At 69.0% G+C, this 18614-nt stretch carries 14 protein-coding genes; 3 read left to right on the top strand and 11 right to left on the bottom strand.

The annotated features are described in order from the left end of the window. Positions 1-112: 112 nt before the first annotated feature. On the top strand, positions 113-1327 hold the full coding sequence (locus LBN7_RS06620) for a glycosyltransferase (protein ID WP_116634170.1): 1215 nt from the start codon (positions 113-115) through the stop codon (positions 1325-1327). On the opposite strand, the gene LBN7_RS06615 is transcribed toward LBN7_RS06620, so the two are convergent. The 5 genes from LBN7_RS06615 to LBN7_RS06595 all read right to left on the bottom strand — a co-directional run bounded on the left by LBN7_RS06615 (position 1324) and on the right by LBN7_RS06595 (position 6583). Then, positions 1324-2796, bottom strand: coding sequence for a family 16 glycosylhydrolase (locus LBN7_RS06615; protein ID WP_407361312.1), 1473 nt, complete (start codon positions 2794-2796; stop codon positions 1324-1326). The genes LBN7_RS06620 and LBN7_RS06615 overlap by 4 nt on opposite strands. A gap of 116 nt (positions 2797-2912) precedes the next feature. Beyond that, complete coding sequence (locus tag LBN7_RS06610; protein WP_341946472.1) at positions 2913-3425, bottom strand: serine acetyltransferase; 513 nt, start codon at positions 3423-3425, stop codon at positions 2913-2915. Next, the gene (locus LBN7_RS06605; RefSeq protein ID WP_207769905.1) at positions 3422-4324 is read right to left on the bottom strand and encodes a glycosyltransferase family A protein; all 903 of its coding nucleotides are present in this window, start codon (positions 4322-4324) and stop codon (positions 3422-3424) included. The genes LBN7_RS06610 and LBN7_RS06605 overlap by 4 nt, the downstream gene beginning before the upstream one ends. Then, the gene (locus LBN7_RS06600) at positions 4325-5233 is read right to left on the bottom strand and encodes a glycosyltransferase family 2 protein (RefSeq protein ID WP_207769906.1); all 909 of its coding nucleotides are present in this window, start codon (positions 5231-5233) and stop codon (positions 4325-4327) included. Between the two features lie 60 nt (positions 5234-5293). Further along, positions 5294-6583, bottom strand: a complete 1290-nt coding sequence (locus LBN7_RS06595) for an O-antigen ligase family protein (protein ID WP_243408813.1) — start codon at positions 6581-6583, stop codon at positions 5294-5296. Positions 6584-6697: 114 nt separating this feature from the next. On the opposite strand from LBN7_RS06595, the gene LBN7_RS06590 reads away from it, so the two are divergent. Then, the gene (locus tag LBN7_RS06590; protein WP_407361311.1) at positions 6698-8254 is read left to right on the top strand and encodes a Wzz/FepE/Etk N-terminal domain-containing protein; all 1557 of its coding nucleotides are present in this window, start codon (positions 6698-6700) and stop codon (positions 8252-8254) included. Between the two features lie 48 nt (positions 8255-8302). Here the strand turns inward: LBN7_RS06590 and LBN7_RS06585 are convergent, their stop codons facing one another. The 6 genes from LBN7_RS06585 to LBN7_RS06560 all read right to left on the bottom strand — a co-directional run bounded on the left by LBN7_RS06585 (position 8303) and on the right by LBN7_RS06560 (position 17048). Beyond that, a complete protein-coding gene (locus tag LBN7_RS06585; RefSeq protein WP_116634174.1) occupies positions 8303-9028 on the bottom strand; it encodes a CDP-alcohol phosphatidyltransferase family protein in 726 nt (241 codons plus the stop codon). After that, positions 9025-12468 (bottom strand): fibrinogen-like YCDxxxxGGGW domain-containing protein, encoded by a 3444-nt coding sequence (locus tag LBN7_RS06580; protein WP_407361310.1) that lies wholly within the window; start codon positions 12466-12468, stop codon positions 9025-9027. Before LBN7_RS06580 ends, LBN7_RS06585 begins: the two co-directional genes overlap by 4 nt. 29 nt (positions 12469-12497) lie before the next feature. Continuing rightward, positions 12498-13061, bottom strand: coding sequence for a hypothetical protein (locus LBN7_RS06575; protein WP_407361309.1), 564 nt, complete (start codon positions 13059-13061; stop codon positions 12498-12500). A 198-nt stretch (positions 13062-13259) separates the two neighbouring features. Further along, positions 13260-14753 (bottom strand): oligosaccharide flippase family protein, encoded by a 1494-nt coding sequence (locus LBN7_RS06570; RefSeq protein ID WP_407361308.1) that lies wholly within the window; start codon positions 14751-14753, stop codon positions 13260-13262. After that, a complete protein-coding gene (locus tag LBN7_RS06565) occupies positions 14750-15511 on the bottom strand; it encodes a WecB/TagA/CpsF family glycosyltransferase (protein ID WP_116634177.1) in 762 nt (253 codons plus the stop codon). Before LBN7_RS06565 ends, LBN7_RS06570 begins: the two co-directional genes overlap by 4 nt. A gap of 4 nt (positions 15512-15515) precedes the next feature. Further along, the gene (locus LBN7_RS06560; protein ID WP_116634178.1) at positions 15516-17048 is read right to left on the bottom strand and encodes a sugar transferase; all 1533 of its coding nucleotides are present in this window, start codon (positions 17046-17048) and stop codon (positions 15516-15518) included. Positions 17049-17383: 335 nt separating this feature from the next. On the opposite strand from LBN7_RS06560, the gene LBN7_RS06555 reads away from it, so the two are divergent. Continuing rightward, on the top strand, positions 17384-18538 hold the full coding sequence (locus LBN7_RS06555; protein ID WP_407361704.1) for a low temperature requirement protein A: 1155 nt from the start codon (positions 17384-17386) through the stop codon (positions 18536-18538). Positions 18539-18614 lie beyond the last annotated feature (76 nt).

The following is an 18614-nucleotide window of genomic DNA, read 5'->3' as shown; positions in this document are numbered from 1 at the left end:
CCCAGATCAGTAATTCCCCAGTAAGCGGATCCCCACCCGCTTGACGACTCCCACAGCCGCCGTGCCGAGTCTAGCAGAACCGGTTTCCCGACCCATAGGAACCCGTGAAACGATGGAGCCCGCAGATCAGGTGGAGATGGGGGAGCACGTGGGGGCAGCCGTCACGGTCATCGTGCCGACGTTCAACGAACGCGACAACGTCGCGGAGCTCGTCGCGCGCACCGCCGCCGCGCTCGCCGGGCGCGACGCCGAGATCCTGTTCGTCGACGACAGCACCGACGACACGGCGGTGGAGGTCGCCAGGGTCGCCGCGGATGCACCGATCCCCGTGCGGGTGATCCGGCGAGACGAGAACAGCGGTGGTCTCGGTGGCGCCGTCGTCGTGGGACTCGTGTCCGCGGCATCCGACATCTGCATCGTGATGGACGGAGATCTGCAGCATCCGCCGGAGCTGCTGCCCGTGCTCCTCGACCGGTTCGCGCAGGGCGACGCCGACGTCGTCGCCGCGTCCCGCTACATCGGCGGCGGAGACACCAGCGGACTCGGCACGGCCGTCCGGTTCGGCGTCTCGCGCACCGCGACCTGGCTGACGCGGGCGATGTTCCCGATCCGTCTGGCACGCAGCACCGACCCGATGACGGGCTTCTTCCTCGTCGACCGCAGCCGGCTCGACCTCGCATCGCTCCGGCCGCAGGGATTCAAGATCCTGCTGGAGATCCTCGCGCGCACCGACCTGCGGATCGCCGAGATGCCCATGGAGTTCGCCGAGAGGCGCCACGGCAGCTCCAAGGCCAGCCTGCGCCAGGGGGCGACGTTCCTCGCGCATCTCGCGCGGCTGCGCTTCGGCAAGATGTCGCTGTTCGCCCTGATCGGCGCGATCGGGGCGGTGGCGAACCTCGCGATCATGTGGGGGCTGACCGCGGCGGGCGTGCCCTACATCTGGGCCGCGATCATCGGAGCCGAGGTCACGATCATCGGCAACTTCCTGCTGCAGGAACGATTCGTGTTCGCCGACATGCGCACGGACGCCCGTGCCCTCGGCATCCGCTTCGCCAGCTCGTTCGCCTTCAACAACGTCGAGGCCGCGCTGCGGATCCCCGTGATGGCGCTGATGGTGGAGAGCTGGCACATCTCGAGCGTGCTGGCGACGGCGCTCTCGCTGATCGTCGCCTTCTTCGCGCGGTTCCTCTTCCACTCGCTCGTCGTCTACGCGCCGCAGCGGCGCCGCAAGACCGACGCGGCGGCATCCGAGCCGAAGCCGGATACCGCCGCGCAGCGCGTGATACGCGCGATCGACGCCGAGGCGATGAGACCGGGCGAGCTCTAGGGAGCGGTCACGCCGAGGTCGGACCAGGGCGCCATGACCGCGCTCGGTGCTCGCTTGGAGAGGTAGCCGAGGAGGAGCACGCCGTCGCCGGCGGGCTTCGCTCCGTCGGCGGTCAGCTGCCAGTCCGGCTCTTCCGCACCGGCCACCCACGACTTGGCGGAGACCGTGCCGTCCTTCACGCTGATCGCGACCTGGACGTCGTCACCCGGGGCGTAGGTGCCGCGCTTGGCGACCGTCACGTCCTCGAGCACCGTGCTCCTGTTGCCGGTGACGCTCGCCAGGGTCAGCCGGATGCTGCCGGATGCCTTGAGGGTGACCGTCGCGCGGTAGCCGCTGCGACCGTCATCGGACGACGCGACCTGCAGCGAGTGGTACATCACCCCGGTGCCGATGTTCTTCGGCACGGTGAAGGCGACCTGCGCCTCCGAGCCGTCGGCTGCGCCGGCGTCGTACTCGTGGCGCACCTCCTTGCCCGGCCAGAGCGCGAACGTGCCGGCCTCGACCGGGTTCTCGACGACGGGCGGTTCCACGACGGGCGGTTCGACGACGGGCGGTTCGACGACGGGCGGCTCGACGACCGGCGGCACCACGACGGGCGGTTCGACGACGGGCGGTTCGACGACGGGCGGTTCGACGACGGGCGGCTGCTCGCCGGGCTCGGCCATGCGCCAGATCTTCAGGCTCTGCAGGTTGATCGCACCGCCCTGCCAGCCGGTGAGGGGAAGACCGATGCCGCACAGCAGATCGAGCGGCGGGCATCCGATCTGCAGAGTCACGCGGGGGTACCAGGTGGCTCCCGGGCGCTCGAAGATGGCGTTCCAGTCGAATCCGGGACGCACGTCCTCCGGCCCCGCATCGAGCATCACGTGACCGTCGACGCTGATCACGATGCGATTCGGCGTCTTCTCCATCACGTAGGTGTGCACCCCAGTCGGGTCGGAATTCGGCAGGTTCTCCCACCGGACGGATCCCTGCAGGCTGCGGTGCGTGGAGCCGTACTCGTTGTGGATCGTCGCGGCCGGGCGAGCATCATCGCCGAAGACCTCCATGAGGTCGATCTCGCCGTGTGCGCTGTCCAGCGGACGCAGCCACATGAGAGCCGGCCACAGACCGGGGCCGAACGGGACGGAGCCGACCACCTCGACGCGCGAGTAGTTGGGGATCGTGATGTCGAGCCCCTTCGCGTCACCGGAGGTGTAGGCCGCCGAGGAGCGCTTCTCCTCGGCGCCGACGACCGTCAGGCCGTCGCTGCCGAACGAGACGTTGCTCGGGAGGTCGTACGACGAGGTGTTCGACGCCTGGCCGGTCTCGAGCGTCCAGCGGCTCGAATCGGACAGGTCGACATCTTCCTGGAATGTCCATCCAGGGAGGTCCTCATCAGCGGCGAGAGCTGGAGCTCCGCTGAGGAGGGAGAAGGTGAGAACTGCGGCGCCGAGCGCAGCAAAAGACGTTCTTCGAGAGGTTCGCATGATTCGGGAGACTCATTCCGTCGGACCCCCTCCGCGGAAAATAACGCTTTCATCACAGCACGTTCGAGTACCGAGGTCAAATCGCATGACACGATCCGGCGCTCGCCCGACCGGCGTCAGCCGCGGATCTCGCTCGCCGGTGAGGCGACGACCGCGCCGGGAGGGACGTCGCGGAACACGACGGCGTTCGGACCGATCCGCGCACCGGCGCCGACCGTCACCGCGCCGATCACGACCGCTCCCACACCGATCTCGACGCCGTCCTCGATGGTCGGGCAGTCGTTCGGGAGCTTCCGGTTGCCGAGGGTCACACCCTGACGGATCATGACGTTCGCGCCGATCCTGCTGGCCGGATTCACGACGACCCCGACGCCGTGGCGGAGGCGCAGCCCGGGGCCGACCTCCGTGCTGACCGGCAGCTCGATCCCCATGAAGCCCTCGGTGACGAGCTTGTAGGAGCCGCCGACCACGACGAAGACGAGGCGGGCGAGCGGGCCACGGCCTGCGCGCCACCGCTGCGCGCTGCGGAACCACCGCAGAACGAATCTGCTCTTCGGGTAGGAGGCGTTCGCCCGCCGATCGGCCGCCCACGCGGTCCGGTACCGCTGGCGCGGGCTCTGCGCGGTCATCGCGCCGCCACCGCCGCGTCGTCGACCCGTGCGGCGAGCCAGGCCCGTCGTTCCGCGAGCTTGCGGCGCAGCGCGCGCTGCGCCGACGGCCGATGCCCGTCGAGGGCGCGCCGGAACAGCGCCGAGAAGCGGTCCACCTCGGCGAGCTTCTCCTTCGCGCTCAGGGAGTCGTCGATCGAGAGCGAGGTGATGCGCGTCGCGGGCGTGCCGATCAGACGCTCGGCGAGAGTCGAGTACGACTCGGCGATCTCCGTGTTCTCCCACGAGGAGCGTCGCCATGTCTCGGATGCCGTCACCTGGCCCGGGTGCACGCGATAGGCCAGCCCCGGAAGCGCGAGCCGTCGGATCCGCGCGCCGCGCTCGGCCATGCGCAGCCAGAGATCGTAGTCCTCGGTGGGCAGTGAGCGGTAGCCCCCGGCATCGACGATGGCTGAGCGCCGGGCGACGAGCGTGGAGTGGGCGACCGGGTTCGTCAGCAGCAGATGCAGGCCGAAGTCCTCGGCGTCGATCCCCGTGGGGCGCGGCACGCCGGGCAGCCCGGAGCCCCACGTGACGACCGTGGTGAACACCGCATCGGCACCGCCGTCGAGCGCCGTGAGCTGCCGGCGGAATCGACCGGGCAGGACCAGGTCATCGGCATCCATGCGGGCGACGAGCTCGCTGTCCGTCGCATCGAGCAGATCGGTGAGCGTCGCGGAGACGCCGCGGTTCGGGCGTGACAGCACGCGAACCCTGCGGTCTCCCGTGCCCCGCGCGGCGCCGGCGGTGTCGTCGGTGCTCCCGTCGTCGAGCACGACGATCTCGGCGTCGCGAGGCAGCGCCCTCAGGGTCGATCGGAGAGCGGAGGCGATCGTGCCGGCGGCGTTGTAGGCCGGGACGATCACCGAGAGGCGAGGCATCTACATGCCCCGTCCGCGCTTGTTGAGCGCGGAGACGACCCGCTCTCCCGACACGACTCCCATGCCGACCAGCATCGCCAGGTACGCGCGCGGCTGGCGGGCGTCGTGGCCGATGGCCCGTCGGGCCCAGGAGCGCGCCTGCGGCCGGTCGCCCAGGGCACCGTGCGCGAAGGCGATCTGGCCCTCGATGCGCGCCTGGCCCTCTCCGCTCCGTGTGAACTCGGGGTGCTTGGCCAGCAGGTAGCTCAGACCGTCGGCGATCCCCTGCCACTTCTCGCTGAAGTACGAGGTGCGGTCCCAGTGGATGATCGTGAGCGCCTCGGGCACCGCCCGCACGCGGCCGACCTTGGCGGCGCGGAGCAGCAGATCGTAGTCCTCGCCGTATGACGCGGGAAGCTCCTCGTCGACCAGCCCCAGTGCGCCCTTGAGCACCTCGGCGCGGATCACGAAGGACGACGGATGCAGCTCGGTGATGCGCGATCGCAGCAGGTCGTCCAGATCCACCGACGCGGGGGAGTGGCGTTCGTGCTTCCCGCCCGCGGAGTGGATCTCGATGCCGGTGGCGGCGAGCACGACCTCGGGGTCGTCGAACAGCGGCAGCTGCGCGCTCAGCTTGCCCGGCTTCCACTCGTCGTCGTCATCGCAGAACGCGATGAGAGGCGCACTCGCCTCCAGGATGCCCGTGTTGCGGGCACCCGCGAGGCCCGGAGTCCTCGCGTTGTTGACGGCGCGCAGGACGTGCGGGCCGCGCTCGAGGTCGTCGAGCTCGTCTATCGGCGTGCCGTCATAGACGAGGACCACCTCGATCGGGTGGACGTGTTCCTGCGCGAAGACGGATGCCACGGCGCGACGAAGCAGCTGCGGACGGTCTCGCGTCGCCATGACGACGCTAACGATCGGTTGCACCATTGACTCCCCAAAGTCTTGGTCGATGCCACGCGCTCCCCTTCAGGCGTGACGGGCTACATCCTACCGGTTCGACGAGGGCGGCGACAACGTCGTTCTCAGCTCCCGCATGGCCAGCGCCGCGGCGGGGAAGGTGAGGATCAGGCCGTTGGGCAGCACGCCGTAGAAGAAAACCTCGACGAGGATCACGAGCTGCACGGTGTGCAGCACCAGCATCGCGGTGCTGCGGCCGCGGATCGTGGCGAAGTACATCCACACGAGGGCGCCGACGAAGCAGATCAGTGCGGGGAAGCCGTGCGAGAACATCACCATCCACAGATGGCCCTGCGTCCCGGCCGACGGCGCCCCGTCGGTGAACGAGGGGCGCGGTGCCCCGTAGCCGAAGAGCGGCGACTGCAGGGTGCGGACGAACGTCTCCTCGTAGAGGTTCGCGCGATCCTCCGTCGAGGAGCTCGTCTCGACGCGATCGGTGAGCTTGCTGCCCACGTCGAGGGCGATCGCGGCGACGGCCGCCACCACGCCGATGACGGTGAGCAGCAGCACCTGCCGGAGTCGGCCGGCCATCGCGAAGCGGAAGAACAGGTAGGCGGCGGCCACCGCGAGTCCGATGAACATGCCGCGGTTGAGGGTGAGGAAGGCCGGGATGAGCGAGAGCGGGATGGCGAGCAGCAGCAGCCAGAAGACCTTGCCGCGGCGGATGAGGGTCATGTAAGCGACCACCATCGGGAGAGTCACCGAGTAGACGTTGCCCCAGCCGTTCGTATAGAGGAACGGTGCAGAGGGTCGCGGATCGAGCGCGAGCCAGCTCTCGGGGTTGAACTGCGTCAGCCGCCGCACCACCATCTCGCTGATGAGCTCGTTGGCCTGGAGACCCTGCGGCAGGATGTACGACAGCGGCGTGCGGAAGGCGAACTCGGGTGCCATGACACCCGCGAAGCCGCCGAGGACCGCCCACAGCCAGAAGAGCGTCATCAGCCCGAGCACGTAGCGCAGGGTGAGCGTCTCCTTCGCGTTGTACACGTAGACGAAGACGACGGTGATGGTCGCATACAGCAGGGCACGGTAGACGAACCCGATGAGGCGGCCCGACGTGTCGATGCCGATGACCGACGCGCACATGAGGACCATGAACAGCAGCCAGATCGCGAAGCCGCGGGGGACCCGGATGCCGCCGCGTCTGACCATGAGCACGACCATGCATCCGGCCAGCGGGATCCAGGCCATCTCGGCGACCCCGAGACCCCACCAGAGGGGGAACAGTGCGAGCATCGCCGTGAAGGGCCACCGAGGCAGGGCGGCGCGGGCGACCGTCGACGGGGGCGTCGCACCGACGACGGCGAGATCCGTACGCACGCGTCCTCCGTTTTCACTCAGGCTCCGCCCCTAGGATAGGCCCACGGACACTGAAGAGGGCTGGGAGCCCGGGGGTCGACACAGGCGCGCTCGCAGTCGAGGGGAAGATCGTTGATGGACGAGGATCAGGGAAGCACGACGACGCTCGGATTCGAGCAGTACGTTTTCGTGCTCAAGCGGCAGTGGCGGGTGATCCTCGCCGCGACGGTGCTCGGGGGCATCGCGGCAGCGGGATATCTCGTGGTCGCGCAGCAGACCGTCACGGCCACCACGACGATCAACCTCAACGTGATCACGACCGAGCCGTTCAGTGCGCAGAAGGCGGCGTCCGGTCTGCTCGACGATGCGACCGAGACGGCCATCGCCCGTTCGCACGTGGTCGCCTCGCGCGCGTCCGATCTTCTCGACGGCGATCTCAGCCCGAGTGAGATCCGCGCCGCTTCCACGGTGACGACCTCGTCGGGTGCGGCTGTCGTCACGGTCGACTTCGATGCGGACAGCTCTGCGGAGGCCATCAAGGGGGCGGATGCCGTCGCCTCCGCGTACCTGTCCTTCCGCAGCGATCAGGCGCAGGAGCGCATCACGGTGATGGTGACCAATCTCACCGAGCGCATCGATGCGCTCAACACGACTCTCGGCGAGGCCAACCAGGCGCTCGTCAGCGCCGAGGTGACCAGCGCCGCCTACGCGCAGGCGACGACGCAGCGCCAGCAGATCCTCACCGAGCTCGACGGACTGCTCTCGCAGCGCAACGGTCTGCAGAGCGTCGACACGACCGGCGGCATCGTCCTCTCGGCCGCCGAGGACAACGAACTGGGTTTCGCGCCGGGACGCACCGTGACCCTGCTCACGGGCATCGCCGCAGGACTCGTCCTCGGGCTCATCGCCGCGTTCGTCTGGAATCCCTTCGATCGCCGGCTGCGCAACGCCAAGGAGATGTCACGGGCGCTCCGGGCCCCGGTGTTCGCGACGGTCGATGCGCGGCGTGAAGACGTGCCGGCGCGCGGTGCCGCGGCCGATTCGCTGCGCGTCACCCGCGAGCGTCTCCTCGTCGACATCTATCTGGGCACGACGGTCCTGGTCATCGACGCGACGCACCGCACGGAGACGTCGCCGACCGCGGTCAACCTCGCGGTCGTGACCGCGCAGGCAGGACACGACGTGCAGTTCATCGTCCCGGAGGGCACGGACGAGTTCCACGAGCACCTGCGCGCGGCACTCGCGCTCGAGGAGGAGGAAGCCGGCACGGCGACCTCCGCGACCATCCCCTCTCTGCGCGTGTTCTCGGCGACCGACGAGGGTGACGAGTACCAGGGAGACCTGCTGCTCACCGATCAGACCTACGCGGCGATCGAGAACGCCGGCAGCGACGAGATCACGTTCCTCGTGCTCTCGTCGGCCGCTCATCCCGCGAGCATCCTCGCCGGTCTGCGGGTCGCGCAGTCGGTCGTGGTCGTCACGCGCGAGCGTGACACGACCACCTCCGAGATCCGCTGGATCAGGGAAGAGGCCGACGGGATCGACACGCGGATCCTCGGGGCGATCGCGGAGCGCGGCCTGCCGCGCGCGCAGCGCAAGGAGTCGGGCATCGCCTGGCCGTTCCCCGCACGCAGCGAGAGGGCGGCGACCCTGCGCCACGAGGCGCGCAACCCGGTGGCAGCGGACTCCTGACACACGCCGACGCGCCGGCCGTCCGATGGACGTGACCGGCGCGGGGGATCAGCGTGCGACGAGCTTGCGGTACTTGCGCCGCATCGACGCCGCCGTGTGCACGAGGTTGATCGCGAACAGGAGTGCGTAGACCACGGCGAAAGCGGGCGGGAACGCCCAGAGCGCGAAGCTCCAGCAGAGCACCCCGGTGTCGGTCGGCAGGAGGAAGAGCGACTTGCGCAGCCCGCTGCCCTCCTCGGCCTCGCCGCCGGAGTTGCGCACCAGCTGCTCGGCCAGGATCTGACTCATGAACTGCCCGACGCTCATCACGGTGAACAGCAGCGCGATGATCGCGACCCAGACGAGCTCCGGGCGGTGGAGCACGACCGCGACCGCCACGGTCAGGTGGATCGCCGGCGTGCGGATCGCATCGACCACGTGGTCGAGCCACTCGCCGGCCGGGCTCGATGTCCCGGTGAGCCGGGCGACCTGGCCGTCGGCGGAGTCGAAGACATAGCCCAGGGCCAGGAGCGCGGCCGTCAGCAGCGCCGACCACCACGTCGGACCTACGACGATCATCAGAGCCAGCCCGGCGGCCGACAGGATCGCGCTGATCGTGGTGACCGCGTTGGGGGTGAGCCCCAGCGCCGAGGATCCGGCAGCGATCCCACGGGCCAGCCGACGGTTCACCCAGCGGGTGTACGCGGGCACCCCCGCGCCGCTCTTCTGGGCGCGGTTGAGGTCTGCGAGGTACTCGCGGAAACCGGGCCGACTCTGTGAGATCACTCCCGTCATGATGTCACGGCGGACAGCTCGAAACTATGGCTCGGAGTCGAGCGGTAGTTCGAGTGCACCTCGACCGCGATCACGTTGGCACCCGCCACGAAGGCCGAGGCCGGGACATCGAACACGAACGGCGTGCTGACGGCGGCGGCAGCAGACACCGCGGCGTTCGCATAGGTGCCCTGCGTGACGGCACCCGCGTTCAGGTTCTTCCGTGCGACCTCGATGCCGTTGACGTAGACCACGACACCGTCATCGGCTCGCGTCGTCACGGTCAGCTTCGTGAAGTCGACCGACGAGAGCGTGATCGGGTGCCGGTAGTAGCTCGTGATCGGACGCGGGCTCAGCGTGGTGTCGAGCGGAGTCGCGAGCTCGGTGTGCCCCCAGCCGAACGCGCCGGTGCCGGAGGTCCAGGTCGAGGCGTCGAAGTCCGTCGCCGCCCAGTTCGCGGGCGTCGCGTCGTTCGAGAACAGGTACGACCAGGCCGAACCTGCCGCCACGACCGTGGTGACGGCGGGCTCCGGCTCGGGCTCCGGCTCGGGCTCGGGTTCCGGCTCGGGCTCCGGCTCTGCCGGCGGGGCCGGCTGGGTGCCGATCGTCGCCACGGCCTCGAGTTCGAAGCTGTGGCTCGGCGTGGTCCGGTAGTTCGAGTGGACCGAGGCCGAGATCACGTTGGTGCCGGTGGTGAACAGGTTGCCCGGCACGGTGATCGTCACGGGGTTCGCGAGCGCAGCGGCAGCGCCGACGGCGACGTTGGCATAGGTGCCGACACCCGCCGTTCCGGCGTCGACGTTCTTGCGCAGGACCTCGGTGCCGTTGACGTAGAGGACGATGCCGTCATCCGCGCGAGTCGTGATCTTCACCGACTCGACCACCGCGGCGTTCGCCACCTGGAACGTCTGCCGGTAGAAGGAGGCGAGCGGCTTCGGCGTGACGCTGGTCGTCAGCGTCGTGCCGAGGGTCGTCTGTCCCCAGCCGAGCGGAGCGGCGCCGGTCTGCCATGAGGTGCTGTCGTAGCCCGGAGTCGTCCAGGCGCCGGTCGGACCGGTCGCGTTGTAGAGGTAGGACCAGTTGGATCCCGCCGCGACGAGGGTGGCCGTGGTCGGCTGCGCCGGAGGCGCCACCGCCGTCACCCCGGCCGTCGATGCCGAGGCGTTGCCCCGTGCGTCGATGGCGCGGACGAAGTAGAGCGTGTCGGCCGGTGCCGCGGGGAGCGTCGCCGTGGTGCCGGTCACCGTGGCGACGACCCGATCCTTGCGGAGCACCTGGTAGGCCGTGACGCCGCGGTTGTCCGTCGAGGCGCCCCACGTGAGGGCCACGCCGTCGGGCTTCGTGTTCACGACGAGGTTCGTCGGCGTCGTCGGCGCGACGATGTCGCGCTGACCGTGGCGGACGAAGCCGCCCGACCACTGCCGCACGTAGCCGGGCTGCGTGGAGTAGGTCCAGTCACCGCCCTGCCACAGAGTGCCGGTCGAGTCGACGAACAGGGCCCAGGAGCCGGCGCCGCGGTTGGTGTCGAAGTCGCCGTTGAAGCTCGGGATGCGCGCACCCGTCGAGGCGCTCCATGCGCCGGAGCCGTAGACGGCATCCGCAGCGGTCCAGGCCGTGCCGACCGGGTTCCATGTCGTCGAGCCGTCGTACTGCGTCTCGAAGCAGTGGCAACCGCCGTACACGGCGTTGCCGTCGGTCGCGATCGCCTGGAAGTCGCCGCCGGCGTTGCCGACGGACGAGCTCTGCAGCGTGAGACCGTCACGGGAGTAGCTGAACAGCGAGTGCTCGGATCCCCCCAGCCAGACGCGGTTGCCGACTTCGAGGACCGCCTGCTGGTAGCCGGTCCTGCCGCTGTTGCGGTTCGAGAAGACGACGGCCCACGGGAACAGGTCGGTGTTCGCCGTCGACATCGCCGCCGCCTTGTCGGCCGGGCGGCCCTTCGACATCGTGAAGAAGCCGGCGAAGTAGGCGCGGTCACCCTGTGCGGATGCGTCCACGCTCATGACGGTGCCGTTGAACTCGGGGTTCCACGTGCCGTCGGGCGTGCCGTTGGAGACGTTGAAGCGCACGGCGCCACGCGTGTAGCTCTGCGTGGTGGAGGTGCCCCCGGTGGAGTGGGTGAAGACGCCGGCCGCGTAGAGCCATCCGCCCTGCACGTCGAGCGTGCGCACGACGGGGATGCCGCCGCTGAGCGCGTTGATGAGGCGGCCGGTGAATGCCGTGTCGATCGCACCCGTGGTCGCGTTGAGGACCACGAGGCCCGCAGCGTTCTGGCCGTTCACCTGGGTGAAGAACCCGCCGACCGCGACCCGGTTGCCGGGGAGCGGCGCGAGCGCCTTGACCTGGTTGTTGAAGGTCGGCCGGAAGGTCGGGATGAACTCGGCCGTATCGCGCTGGAAGGCGGCGAGGTAGGCCTGCGACTGCGCGCTCCCACCGCCTGCGGTCTTCTGCACGGTGGTGAAGTTTCCTCCGACGAAGACTGTGCTCCCGACCTCGGTGAACGCCGAGACCTCATTGCTGCCCTCGGTCGAGGCGGCGCCGGCGCCGAGGCCGGCGACTCCCCAGTTCTGCGTCTGGGCGAAGCTGTCGACGACGGCCTGGTTCGCGATCGCGGCGGTGCCGGTCGCGGGGATGCTCTCGAACGACGCGGTGGACAGCTGCGGACGGATGAACACCTGGGTGAACGGTCGGGCGTAGCCGGTGTTGGTGTCCTTCGACCAGAGGTAGCTCGAGCTCGCGGGATTGCCGCGGATGTTGCTGCCGAAGCCGAAGCCCATCGCGTAGCCCTCGGTCGCACCGGTGATGGTGCGGACGCGGACGTAGTTGTTGTCGTTGCCGAAGTTCGAGGTGTTGCCGCCGCTGCGGGTCACACCGCCCACCTTGTACTGATTGACGCGCTGCTCGTTGTTGAACATCCACGTCCACTTGTCGCGCGGGCTCGAGAACGTGAAGGTCAGGTCCTGCCACGTCGTGCCGGCCGTGTTCGTGGCGCGCACGAGGCGCACACCGTCGGCGAGGTTCTTGATCGGCTGGTTGTTGGCCAGCTGATCGATCAGCTCACCGGACAGCTGGCGGGGCTTGAAGGCCGCTTCGCCGGTGATGTCGGTGCGCACCTGCTCGGGAGAGCCCGAGCCGTTGGTCGACGTCGCCCATGCCTCGCGGCCTCGTCCGACGAGCAGCCAGCCGCCGCCGTTCGACGTCTGGTCGCAGTAGAACTGGTCGGCGGCGACCATGGGCTGCGTCTTGAGCCAGTAGACGCCGTTCTGCGACTGCGGGTTGCGCTGCTTGATCTCCCAGCACGACGCGGCGGCGGTGATCTCGGTCAGGCCGTCGGCCGTCGGGAGCGTGGGCTCTGCCGCCGTCGCGGCCGACACCGGGGTGAACAGCGCGGCGATCGTGAGGGCAGCGGTCGCCGCGGCGACCGCGATGCGGCCGGAGCGACGTGAGGTGGAGCGAGTCATTGCAGGGCGCCTTTCGTCAGCAGCCGTGTTCAGCATGTCGGGTCGTTGGGGAAGCCGTGGGCGGAGATCCGCCAGATGTCATCGGTTCCCTGGATGAGTGTGAAGAGGTGCAGCGCTCGGGGCGTCTTCGCCGAGTCGTCGCCGATCGGATCGCCGTTCGCGTCGAGCATCGTCACCGCGGACGAGTCGACGCAGGCGGTGACCTCCGCCGTCGGAGGTTCGGCGTCGGCGGAGAGGCTCGTGACCTCGGTCGACACCAGCGTGGGCGAGCCGTCGATGCTCCAGCCCCGCGAGATGAGTTCCTGCCACTGCGCCTCGACCTCGGCCGCATAGGCGTCGACCGCGACGTCCTTCAGTACGGCGGCCAGATCGGCCGACGTACCGGCGGTGCCGATCGGCGCGGCCAGCGCGGTCTGGATGGTGAGCTGCGCCTCGTCGGCGTCGATCTCACCGGCGACGGTCGGCGGCGCTGCCGGAGCGGGCGTCGCCGTCACGCTCGGCGTCGGCGAAGGTCCTGAGCCTGTCGCAGCCTGGTCGTCGCGGTTGGCGGTGAGCGCGAACGCGCTGATCGTCCCGACGACGGCGAGTACCACTGCCGCGATCGCTATCCATAGTGCCGTGCTGCGTTTTCTCGCAGCAGGCGTCCCCAAAACGTCGTTAGACATCCCCTGTTTTCCCCAGATTCTGATTTGCTCGTCCCACCGAGCGGCTTCTCATACGTAGAGACGAGAAGATTCCCCAGGCGGCACTCTAGCATGCCGGTGAATCCCGCACCAGACCTGTCTTCGGGTCTATCGTGCGCCCGGGAGGCGCAGCTGATCCAGGTGGAGCCGCCGGCGATCGAGTCGGCACCACGCGAGGAACAGTGCGGCGCCGACCACGGCCGCGGCGATCAGGCCGAGCCATGTCGCACCAAAGAGCAGTCGGAAGCCCGCGGCGGGGACGCCGATCGTGACGATGGCGACGACGAGCGGGTAGAGACCGGCGAGCGGCGACACCCGCAGCCCGAGGACGAAGCGCACCTGCAGGGAGGCGAGCGCTGCGTCGAGCGCGCAGGCGACCGCCCACGCGACGGCGGCGCCCGTGATGCCCCAGAGGGGCACGAGGAGATAGATGAGTCCCACGTTGACGGCGACGGCGACGGCCTTGTTCAGCGCCGCCAATCCGCTGCGGCCGCTCATCAGCAGCACGGAATGGATGTTGCCGGCGAGGAAGGTCACGATCGAGCCGACGGACATCACGATCAGGACGCTCTGGCCGTCGGCGAACGACTCTCCGAGCAGGGACAGCGCGACCGGGGCGAAGACGGCGAGGAGGATGTACACGGGCGTGCTGAACAGCACCAGCCACACGGTGGCCGTCCGATAGACGGATTCGAGCTCGCCGGTGTCCTTGCGGTGCAGCATCCGGCTGAACATCGGCGAGACGACCACGCGGAGCGCGGTGTCGACGATCATGCCGGCGGCGACGAAGCGACTCGCGGAGCCGTACACGCCTGCGGCGGCGGGACCGGCGATCGCGCCGACGATGATCACCGCCAGCCAGATCAGCAGCTGCTCGAGCGCCGAGGAGACGACGCGGGGGAGTGCGTACTGCAGGGTGCGCTTGGGCACGTCGGATCGCAGGAAGCCGGGCTCGCTCGTCCGCCCCAGCCGTCGGAGCTGCACGAGCATCACCGCGACCGCGGCGATCGCGGCGGGGAGCAGCGGCAGCGCCCAGGCGAAGGAGGCGGCGACCGCTCCGGCTCCCAGTCCGACCGCGACGGCGATGGCGATCGGGCGCAGGGTCGGGAGTGCCACGTTGCCGACCAGGACGTAGGCGTTCACCTTGCCGAGCGCCCGCGTCGCCGAGAGCGCGGTGAGCATGACGGAGGCGACCGGCAGGAACCAGACGATCGTCCGGAGCGCCGCGGCGACCTCGTCTCCCGGGGCCCGCGCCTCGACGATCAGGACGCCGACGAAGAGCACGGCGGAGCAGACCAGTCCGACGAGGGCGGATGTGATCAGGAGGAACGCCCCCGTCGGCCGCAGCAGCTGCCGCTGGTCCTCCAGCTGACGCGGAAGGATCCAGATCGCCGCCGAGTCCATCCCGAAACGCGCGACCCCGAGGGCGATCGTGAAGATGCCCACCGCCTGCAGCACGACTCCGGAGCCCGCGTCGCCGAGCAGCCGGCCGAGGATCACGATCAGCACGAGCCCCATGACGGCGCTCACCGCCGACCCCGCGAAGCTCAGCGCACCGCCGCGGGCGAGCTCGCCGCGCGGCGAGCTCGCGGCACCGCTCATGCCCTGGACCCGCGGAGTCTCTGCGTCGCGACGGCGGCCATGAACGACGGATTGCCCAGAAGGTACCGCTTCGCGAGTCGTCGGGGCTCGATGATGAGGCGCCACAGCCATTCCAGACCCCCGCGGATCATCCACGCGGGCGCGCGCTTGTTCGATCCGCTGAGCCAGTCGAAGAGGCCGCCGCAGGTGAGGACAGCGGGAGGCAGGCGATCGCGGTGAGCGTCGATCCAGAGCTGCTGCGCCGGATCCCCCATACCGACGAAGAGGATGCCGGTGCCGTGCGACCGCATGTCGTCGAGGACCTCGTCGATCCGGTCGGCAGCCACGTAGCCGTGGTGCGTACGCAGCCGCAGCCCGGGGATCTTCGCCCGGAGGATCGCCGCGGCACGCTCGGCAACGCCCTCTGCAGCACCGAAGAAGTAGACCGGGATGTCGGCATCCGCTGCCGCGCGCAGCACAGGCTCGGCGATGTCGGTGGTCGCGAGCCGCCCGGGGAGATGCCCGCCGAGCAGCTTCGCGGCCCACACGACGGACTGGCCGTCGGCGTACGTGGAGCCGTCGTCCACGAGGCGACGGAACCGCGGGTCCTTGCGAGCCAGGTTGCACACGTGCGCGTTGACGCCGACCGCCACGTCGACGCCGTCGCTCTTCGCCATCTCGAGCACGTGGTCGACCAGCGAGGCCTCGGTGAACGAGTCGACGCGGACGCCGGCGATGTCGACGGACTCAGCGACGGGTGCCGTGTTCCCTGGACTCATCCGTTCAGTATGCACCGCTCGGCTGCACCATCGCCTTGGCTGTGCGCCACATGATCTGCAGGTCGTTCATCACGGACCAGTTCTCCACGTAGCGGAGGTCGAGGCGGACGCTCTCGTCCCACGAGAGATCGCTGCGGCCGGACACCTGCCACAGACCCGTGATGCCGGGCTTGATGTACAGGCGGCGGAAGATGGTGCCGTCGTAGGCGGTGACCTCGCTCGGAAGCGGCGGACGCGGACCCACCACGCTCATGTCGCCGACGAGGACGTTCCAGAACTGCGGCAGCTCGTCGAGAGAGAGCTTGCGCAGGATCCTGCCGACGCGGGTCACCCGAGGGTCGTCCTTCATCTTGAACAGGAGTCCCGCGCCCTCGTTCGCCTCTTTGAGGGCGGCGAGCTGCTGCTCGGCGTCGGTCTTCATCGAACGGAACTTGACGATCTTGAACGTGCGGCCGTCGCGGCCCACGCGCTCCTGGAAGAAGAACACGGGTCCGGGAGAGTCGAGCTTGATGAGCGCGGCGAGGACCGGAGTCAGCAGTCCGATCGGGATCAGCGCGACCGTGGCGACGGCGATGTCGAGCGCGCGCTTGAGCACGTGCACCCCGCCTTCGTACGTCGGGATCTTGACCTGGATGAGCGGCAGCCCCTCGACGGGCGCGAACGAGATCCGGGGGCCTGCGACGTCGGTGAGACGGCTCGACAGCACGAGCTCGGCAGCGGTCCCCTCGAGCTGCCAGCTCAGCTGCTTCACGAACTCGGGCTCGCCCTCGGGACGGCTGGCCACGATGATCGTGTCGGCTCCCAGCTCGGCGGCGACCGACGACACGGTGTTCACGTTCCCCAGAACGGGGAACACCGCGCCGTCGATCTCCACCTCGCGGGCATTGCCGTCGAGGAGCGTCGCGCCGACCACCTGGTAGCCGGACGCGCCGATCGGGTGCAGGGTGCGCACCACGTACTCGACGTCATCCCTGTTGCCCACGACGAGGGTCCGCGAGGCGAACCTCCCCTGCGTGCGTTGGGCCTGGAGCCAGTGGCGCCACAACCACCGGGTCACCAGAAGAGTCAGCACACCGACGGGCAGCCCCAGCAGCAGCGTCAGTTGCATCGACTCCCATGCGAGCAGCACCGCCACGATGGCGATGATCCCGAAGGCGAGCCCGCTGGCGTGGACCACGCCGCGGTACTCGGTGGCACTCGCACGGAACAACGCGGCGTCCCGCGTGTGCAGAGCACTGAGCATGAAGTACCAGAGAGCGGCGAGGGGGACGCCGTCTCGAAGGACCTCGAACCCGGTGATGCCGGCGCTCAGCTGGACCGTCGCGGTCAGGACGACGGCGAACAGGATGACGGCCGCATCCGTGATCCGCAGTCGCATCCGATAGCGGCGCTCCCACTGGCGACGTCTTTCCAGAGTCGCGGAGGCGCGAGGTGTGACCACCGTGCGCGTCACCGACTTGGTCGCTCTCGGAGCGGCGATCGGCAGGAAGACCGAGCCCGGACGAGAGATGCTCAGAGCATCCTCGACGGAAGTCATGCCGAGGCCCCTTGAGCCGTGAATGTACGCAAAAATCCCCAGTGCGACATGTGATTCCCCAGATTTCCCCAGACCATGAACCCCACGTTCACGGCAATCGTCTGCGTCCCGACCCCTCGGGTCCTGCTGGAACTCGGTGATCCCACTCACGGAGTGCATTTCGCCGTCCCACACGGCGGTCGCTAGCAGCAGGCACAGCAGACTTTGAACACTGTAGCGGATGGATGGCGTGAGCGGAAGATATCTCCGCCGAATGGACGTATCAATGTTCCGGAGGGGGCTATCCTGACGCGGTGACCGTGAACTCCGCCGTCTCGCGCTTCCAGCTTCGCACCATGCTGCCGCGTGACCCCGCCCAGCCGCACCGCACCGCGAGCACGCTCGAGCTGTTCTTCGACCTCGTCTTCGTCGTGGCCGTCAGCATCGCCTCCGCGCAGCTGCATCACGCCCTCAGCCACGGCGACTTCCTGCACGGCATCACCTCCTACGCCATGCTGTTCTTCGCGATCTGGTGGGCGTGGATGAACTTCACCTGGTTCGCGACCTCGTTCGACACCGACGACTGGCTGTACCGCGTCACGACGTTCGTGCAGATGGGCGGCGTCCTCGTCTTCGCGGCGGGGATCCCGCGGGCGTTCAACGAGGGGGACTTCACGATCTGCGTCCTCGGCTACGTGGTCATGCGTGTCGCGATGGTCGCGCAATGGCTGCGCGCCTCCCGTTCGGCGGGGCCCCTCCGCGCGGCGACGAAGAGATACGCCTTCGGGATCGCGGCCGTGCAGGTGCTGTGGATCCTCTTCCTCCTGATCCCCTCCGGCGCGCTGCAGGTGACGGCCTTCGTCGTCTTCGCGCTGATCGAGATCGGCGTGCCGGTCTTCGCCGAGTACCGGCAGCAGACGCCGTGGCATCCGCATCACATCACCGAGCGCTACGGTCTGTTCACGCTCATCGTGCTCGGCGAGAGCCTGCTGGCCTCGGCGAACGCGATCATCGACGCGCTCGACGAGGTCGAGACCCTCGGTCCGCTGATCGCGATCTCGGTGCTGACGCTCGTGGTGACGGCGTCCCTCTGGTGGATCTACTTCTGGCCGCCGCATCACCGCGCGATCAGCAGCTTCCGCAACTCCCTGCGGTACGGGTACACGCACTACTTCGTCTTCGCGGCCGCCGCCGCGTTCTCCGCCGGCATCGAGGTGGAGCTCGACGTGCTGACGCACGAGAGCCACATCTCCAACATCGCCGCCTCGTTCACCGTCACGATCCCGATCGCCGTGTTCCTGATCGGCATCTGGTGGATCGCGATCCGGGAGAACGCCGACCGTGTCGTGAACACGGTCGTCCCGGTCGGCGCTCTCCTCGTGCTGCTCGACCCCGTGCTTCCGATCCCGGTGACGCTCTCCGCACTGATCCTGGTGATCGTCGTCGTGGTGCTGGTCCTCCGTCCTCCGGTGCCGCGCGACTCCGTCACCGCGCCGCGCTCCGAGACATAGGAAGCCCATAGCCCGGGCAGAGCATCCTGATCGAGTGGTTCAGGACCATGGTGACGACCCACCATCGGTTCACTCG

Origin of the sequence: Microbacterium sp. LBN7 (assembly GCF_045690345.1) — a bacterium.
GTDB lineage: Bacteria > Actinomycetota > Actinomycetes > Actinomycetales > Microbacteriaceae > Microbacterium.
The sequence above is the reverse complement of the archived record's forward strand: the minus strand, read 5'-3'. Positions and strand labels throughout refer to the sequence as shown.

Coding starts and splice junctions, on each gene's coding strand:
- LBN7_RS06620 (WP_116634170.1), top strand. CDS start 113: ATGGAGCCCGCAGATCAGGTGGAGATGGGGGAGCACGTGGGGGCAGCC.
- LBN7_RS06615 (WP_407361312.1), bottom strand. CDS start 2,796: ATGCGAACCTCTCGAAGAACGTCTTTTGCTGCGCTCGGCGCCGCAGTT.
- LBN7_RS06610 (WP_341946472.1), bottom strand. CDS start 3,425: ATGACCGCGCAGAGCCCGCGCCAGCGGTACCGGACCGCGTGGGCGGCC.
- LBN7_RS06605 (WP_207769905.1), bottom strand. CDS start 4,324: ATGCCTCGCCTCTCGGTGATCGTCCCGGCCTACAACGCCGCCGGCACG.
- LBN7_RS06600 (WP_207769906.1), bottom strand. CDS start 5,233: ATGGTGCAACCGATCGTTAGCGTCGTCATGGCGACGCGAGACCGTCCG.
- LBN7_RS06590 (WP_407361311.1), top strand. CDS start 6,698: ATGGACGAGGATCAGGGAAGCACGACGACGCTCGGATTCGAGCAGTAC.
- LBN7_RS06585 (WP_116634174.1), bottom strand. CDS start 9,028: ATGACGGGAGTGATCTCACAGAGTCGGCCCGGTTTCCGCGAGTACCTC.
- LBN7_RS06580 (WP_407361310.1), bottom strand. CDS start 12,468: ATGACTCGCTCCACCTCACGTCGCTCCGGCCGCATCGCGGTCGCCGCG.
- LBN7_RS06570 (WP_407361308.1), bottom strand. CDS start 14,753: ATGAGCGGTGCCGCGAGCTCGCCGCGCGGCGAGCTCGCCCGCGGCGGT.
- LBN7_RS06565 (WP_116634177.1), bottom strand. CDS start 15,511: ATGAGTCCAGGGAACACGGCACCCGTCGCTGAGTCCGTCGACATCGCC.
- LBN7_RS06560 (WP_116634178.1), bottom strand. CDS start 17,048: ATGACTTCCGTCGAGGATGCTCTGAGCATCTCTCGTCCGGGCTCGGTC.
- LBN7_RS06555 (WP_407361704.1), top strand. CDS start 17,384: ATGCTGCCGCGTGACCCCGCCCAGCCGCACCGCACCGCGAGCACGCTC.